Annotated in this window: 6 protein-coding genes; 3 read left to right on the plus strand and 3 right to left on the minus strand. The window is 64.6% G+C overall.

What is annotated here, in order from left to right; all coding sequences use genetic code 11:
• Window positions 1-69 precede the first annotated feature (69 nt).
• Window positions 70-951 (minus strand): LysR family transcriptional regulator, encoded by an 882-nt coding sequence (locus ROR02_RS15935; RefSeq protein ID WP_147165035.1) that lies wholly within the window; start codon window positions 949-951, stop codon window positions 70-72.
• Between the two features lie 166 nt (window positions 952-1,117).
• Here ROR02_RS15935 and ROR02_RS15940 point away from each other — a divergent pair, with 166 nt between their 5' ends.
• Genes ROR02_RS15940 through ROR02_RS15950 form a run of 3 tightly spaced genes read left to right on the plus strand, consistent with a single transcriptional unit; the run spans window position 1,118 to window position 2,833 of the window.
• Window positions 1,118-1,534, plus strand: coding sequence for a CidA/LrgA family protein (locus ROR02_RS15940; protein ID WP_147165036.1), 417 nt, complete (start codon window positions 1,118-1,120; stop codon window positions 1,532-1,534).
• Complete coding sequence (locus ROR02_RS15945) at window positions 1,512-2,219, plus strand: LrgB family protein (protein ID WP_147165037.1); 708 nt, start codon at window positions 1,512-1,514, stop codon at window positions 2,217-2,219. Before ROR02_RS15940 ends, ROR02_RS15945 begins: the two co-directional genes overlap by 23 nt.
• A 26-nt stretch (window positions 2,220-2,245) precedes the next feature.
• Window positions 2,246-2,833, plus strand: a complete 588-nt coding sequence (locus ROR02_RS15950) for an FUSC family protein (RefSeq protein WP_147165038.1) — start codon at window positions 2,246-2,248, stop codon at window positions 2,831-2,833.
• 53 nt (window positions 2,834-2,886) lie between these two features.
• Here ROR02_RS15950 and trhA read toward each other — a convergent pair whose 3' ends face one another.
• Entirely contained in the window at window positions 2,887-3,525 is a 639-nt protein-coding gene (gene trhA / locus ROR02_RS15955) for a PAQR family membrane homeostasis protein TrhA (RefSeq protein WP_147165039.1), read from the minus strand.
• Between the two features lie 297 nt (window positions 3,526-3,822).
• Window positions 3,823-4,446, minus strand: a complete 624-nt coding sequence (locus tag ROR02_RS15960) for a helix-turn-helix domain-containing protein (RefSeq protein WP_147165040.1) — start codon at window positions 4,444-4,446, stop codon at window positions 3,823-3,825.
• Window positions 4,447-4,631 lie beyond the last annotated feature (185 nt).

Genomic DNA, 4,631 nt, shown 5'->3' on the forward strand with positions numbered 1-4,631 from the left:
CGCGGGCGGGGGTCGGGCGCGAGCCCGACAGGCGCACGGCGCCCGCAGAACCAACCCGCCCGGGACGCCTCACCCCCCATGGACCGCCCGCAACAACGCAAGCCACGCTTCCGCCGCCGGCGGCAGATACGCCGAGCGGCGCCAGGCCATGGCCATGTTCCAGTCCGTTTCGGGCTCATCGAGCGCGATCAGACGAATGGGGGGATGGGCCAGCTGATGGGCAATCATGCGTGGCAGGAAAGCCACCCCCAGGCCGGCCCCGGCCAACTCGGCGATGAAATCGATCTGAATGGACCGGATGACCACGTTGGGGGTCACGCCCCGACGCTGGCAGGCGTCGAGCAAAATCCGGTTGAGGGCAAACCCACTGCCAAACAGGATGAACGGGGTGTGCTCCAGATCCTTGAGCGTGACCACCGGCCGCCTGGCCAGGGGGTGATCGTCGCGCAGCAAGGCCAGCAGCGGCTCGCGACGGACCGCCTGCCACTCGAATTCCCCGGCGATGGGCAATAACAAACCGGCGAAATCGATCTCGCCGGCCTGAAGGATTTCCATCAGGCGATCACTGCCATGCTCGACAAGGCGGATCTCGATCCCCGGATAGTGCTGCCGATACAAGGCCAGCACCGGCGCGTACAGCGAACTCGCCCCGATCGGTGGCAGGCCCAGGCGCAGTACCCCCCGACGCAGGCCCCGAAGATCGGCCAGTTCCGCCTTCAGGTCGTCGCGCTCGGCCAGCAGACGCAAGGCCCGGCGATAGACGATCTCGCCGGCCGCCGTGAGCGTGCTGCCATGCCCGATCCGGTCGAGCAACGGCACGCCGGTTTCGTCCTCCAGCTGCCTGATCGCCTTGCTCACCGTCGATTGCGTGGAAAACAGGACCTTGGCGGCCTTGGAAAAGCCCCCCTGCCGGACCACTTCCACGAAAACCCGTAGCGCCTTGAGCTCCATGGCCATTCTCTCATGGAATGAATTCCATTCGATCAATTCATTTTTTTCATCGTACAAGCCCCCTTACCTTTTGGGAAGCACGGCCGCCCTTTCCCCTGTCCGAAAACCGGGCACGAGCCCGGGGTGGCTTCCGCCCCTTCCCTTTCTTGAGTGTTGGAACACGCCGATGAGTCCACGTGTCTTGTTTGTCCACGCCCGGCGCCGGTTTCGGCGCAGTCGCCTTTTGCAGATTGGTGTTGTCGTGGGCTTGTGGCTGGCTGGCGAGCTGGCCGCGCGCACGATGGGGATTCCCGTGCCCGGCGGCCTGATTGGCATGGGCCTGGCCCTGGGACTGCTGGCGCTGGGTCGGGTAAGCCTGTTCAGCCTGAAGCGGGGCGCCGACTGGTTCCTGGCCGAGATGCTCTTGTTTTTCGTGCCCGCGGTGCTCGCGGTGATGAACCACCAGGAGTTCCTGGGGCTGCTGGGGCTCAAGCTGCTTGCCATCATTGTGCTCAGCACCCTCGCGGTCATGGCCGTGACCGCGCTGAGCGTGGATCTGTGCTGGCGCTGGAGGAAGCGCGATGCCTGCCCTGTCGTGGAATGACCCGCTGGTCCAGGGATTGCTGTGGTCGGCGATCACCATCGTCTTTTACCGCGCATCCAAGGCATTATATCGACGGTGGCCGTCGCGGTGGCTGATGCCGGTCGCGGTGACGCCGGTCGTGCTGGCCGCGACCTTGCTGTTCGTGCACGAAAGCTATCAGGACTACATCCAGGGCACGCGCTGGCTGGTGGCGCTGCTGGGCCCGGCCACGGTGGCCTTTGCCGTGCCGATCTACGAGCAGCGCGCCTTGATTCGCCGGCACTGGCCACTGCTGCTGGTCGGCATGATCACGGGCAGCGTGACCGCCATCGCCACCAGCTGGGGGTTGGCCGCCCTGCTGGGGGTGGATGACACCGTGCGCGCCAGCCTGCTGCCGCGTTCCATCAGTACCCCGTTCGCCATGGAAGTCTCGGGCGCCATCGGCGGCAATCCCGATTTGACGGCCGTTTTCGTGGTCATGACCGGCATCGTGGGCGCCACGGTGGGCGACCTGCTGCTGGCCGGCCTGCCCTTGCGCTCGCCCCTGGCCCGGGGGGCCTTGTTCGGGGTTGGGGCGCATGCGGTGGGCACCGCGCGCGCCCACCAGATCGGACGCGAGGAAGGCGCCATCTCGGGCCTTTCCATGGTGCTGGCCGGGCTTCTGAACGTGCTGGCGGCCCCGCTGATCGCCCACATCATCCGATAGGGCGGCCGGTTCGAAGGAAACCCCGGATGCTTTTCTCGTGGAAATTTGCCAGCCCCCGCGTATCCCCGGCTCCCCGCGCCTTGCCGGTGCCCGAGAACAGTTGGGCCCGGCATGGGGCCTTCGTCGCCCGTTGCTCGGCGGCCGCCTTGCTCTCCTACGAGCTGGCGGGATGGGTCGGCCTGCCCCATCCGGTGTGGGCGGCCATTTCCGGCATCATTGTTTCCCAGGAGCGTCTCACCGAAACCACCAGCGCCACCATCGGGCGGCTATCGGGGACGGTGGTGGGGATTGCCGTGGCGGTGGCCGTCGGCAGCCTTCTGGATCTTTGGGGAGCGGGGGTTGCCGTGCAAATGACCTGTGCCGTGGCCGTCAGCGCCGCCCTGGCCCGACGCTTCCCCCTGGTCCGGGTGGCGATGTGGACGGCCCCGATCGTGTTCCTCACCGATCCCGAGGCCACGCCCCTGGTCGAGGCCGGCCTATGGCGCGGGGCCGAGGTCATGGTGGGGGGGCTGGTGGGCGCGGCCTTGCATTGGGGATCGGAACAGGGAATCGCGCGCCTGCGGCCCTCCGCCGATGCACGGGAAAGCGAACCGGCCCCGCCCTCTTCCGGCTGATCAGGGCAAGGCCCCGGCTCCCGCAGGAACGCCGGGGCCGCGCCCCGCCTGGGTCACGCCGGCAAGATGGCGTCGAGGACCGCCGCGTAATGGCACCCCGCCGCCGCGAGCACGAAAATGTGCCAGATGGCGTTTTGGAACTGGAGGCGGGTCCACAGGTGGAACACCACCCCGACCGAATACACGACGCCCCCGACCAGCAGCAAGATCAGGGCGGCAACCGGCAACGCGGCGATGATCGAGCCAATCGCGGCCAGCCCCGCCCAACCCAGGGCCAGGTACAAGAACAGGGACAACCGCTCGAATCGCCGGTGCCAGACCAGTTTCAAGACCAGCCCGATCGCGGCAACGCCCCAGACCACCGACAGCAAGGTGATGCCAACCCACCCTCCAATGCACACCAGGGCCAGGGGGGTGTAGGTTCCGGCAATCATGACGTAAATGGCCGCGTGGTCGCAGCGGCGCAGGATTTCGGTGAACCGCGACCCCAGCGCCAGGTTGTAGGCGGCCGAAAACCCAAAGGTGGCCAGCAAGCCCACGCCGTAAATAACAGCGGCGGTAATCAAGCGGCCATCTCCGCTGGGAATAACCAGCCCCAACAAGATTCCGATTGCCGTCAAGGAGGCAATCACCCCAATGACGTGAACCGTTCCATCAACGATTCTTTCAGCTTTTGTATAAGTCGGTTGCATAATACACCTGCCCGTCCAGAAGTCCAGGCTGGCCCTGGAAGCCTTTCTAGTTGTTCATCTCGGCGTGGGAAATCGCCATTGATTTTTACTTGGGAATCCCCGGGAGAAGCCGCAATAGGGTCCTCCCGCGCCGAGGAGCCTTCAGTGTGCCGTGTCGCGTGAGACCGCGGCAAGACCTGCAAAGGGTGAGCCTGCCCCCGATGGAAAGCATTGCGCACCCGAGCCCAAGACCCCAGGAGATCCGGTTTTTTCTTCTTAACAGATCAGGGAACCTGCCGAAACAACAATCAATGGACGTTAATTGTCCCCCGCTCTTGAGTAGACAATAACCGAGAGAAGTCTGATCGGAAGTTTGATAAGTTCTTCTGGTCCATGCGGGGCGTCGGCATCGAAGTACAAGGAATCCCCGGGCTTCATGGGATAGAGCTTGTTGCTATGACGATAGGCAACCTCTCCCTCCAGCAAATAAATGAACTCCAGCCCCGCGTGCTGAAACAAGGGAAAGACATCGGATTCTTCGGTCAGAGTCACCAGATAAGGCTCGACCACCAGGCTTTTACCGATCGTATGCCCCAAAAGCTGGTACTGATGCCCGGCGCGGGTCCCTCGACGCTCGATCAGCAGACCCTCGCCCGCCTTGACGAAGGTCGCGTCGCGCTGTTCCTCGAACTTGCGGAAGAAGGCGGTCACCGGAACGTTCAACGCCCGCGACAGGGCCTGAAGCGTCGACAAGGAGGGCGAGGTCACCCCGTTCTCGATTTTCGAAAGCATGCCATGCGACAGCTTCGCCTGGCGGCCCAGGTCGGCCACCGTCATGCCCAGCTTGGTCCGGTACTCGCGCACCTGCCGCCCGATGGCCACTTCCAGGCTGTTTTCCGGAGCGCCTTCCAAGGCATGCGGGTCCTGGGATGGATCTTTCATCGTGTCCTCCGGCATCGTGTTTCCCCTGATGCAACATGAGGGAACTATATGAAACATTCCCGGCCGCCCGCAACGCCCCTCAGGACAATCGAATGAACCGATTGCCCGGGCGTTTTTTCGATGCCCTCAAGCGCCAGGCACGCACTCCGTGCGCTTGACTCACGCGGCACAAGCCGTGCGCCGCC

Source organism: Pararhodospirillum oryzae (genome assembly GCF_007992075.1).
In the GTDB taxonomy this organism is placed as follows: domain Bacteria; phylum Pseudomonadota; class Alphaproteobacteria; order Rhodospirillales; family Rhodospirillaceae; genus Pararhodospirillum; species Pararhodospirillum oryzae.

Bases quoted from the DNA above. Each gene is read 5' to 3' on its own strand.
- ROR02_RS15945 (WP_147165037.1), top strand. From the start codon at position 1,512: ATGCCTGCCCTGTCGTGGAATGACCCGCTGGTCCAGGGATTGCTGTGG.
- trhA (WP_147165039.1), bottom strand. From the start codon at position 3,525: ATGCAACCGACTTATACAAAAGCTGAAAGAATCGTTGATGGAACGGTT.
- ROR02_RS15960 (WP_147165040.1), bottom strand. From the start codon at position 4,446: ATGAAAGATCCATCCCAGGACCCGCATGCCTTGGAAGGCGCTCCGGAA.
- ROR02_RS15950 (WP_147165038.1), top strand. From the start codon at position 2,246: ATGCTTTTCTCGTGGAAATTTGCCAGCCCCCGCGTATCCCCGGCTCCC.
- ROR02_RS15935 (WP_147165035.1), bottom strand. From the start codon at position 951: ATGGAGCTCAAGGCGCTACGGGTTTTCGTGGAAGTGGTCCGGCAGGGG.
- ROR02_RS15940 (WP_147165036.1), top strand. From the start codon at position 1,118: ATGAGTCCACGTGTCTTGTTTGTCCACGCCCGGCGCCGGTTTCGGCGC.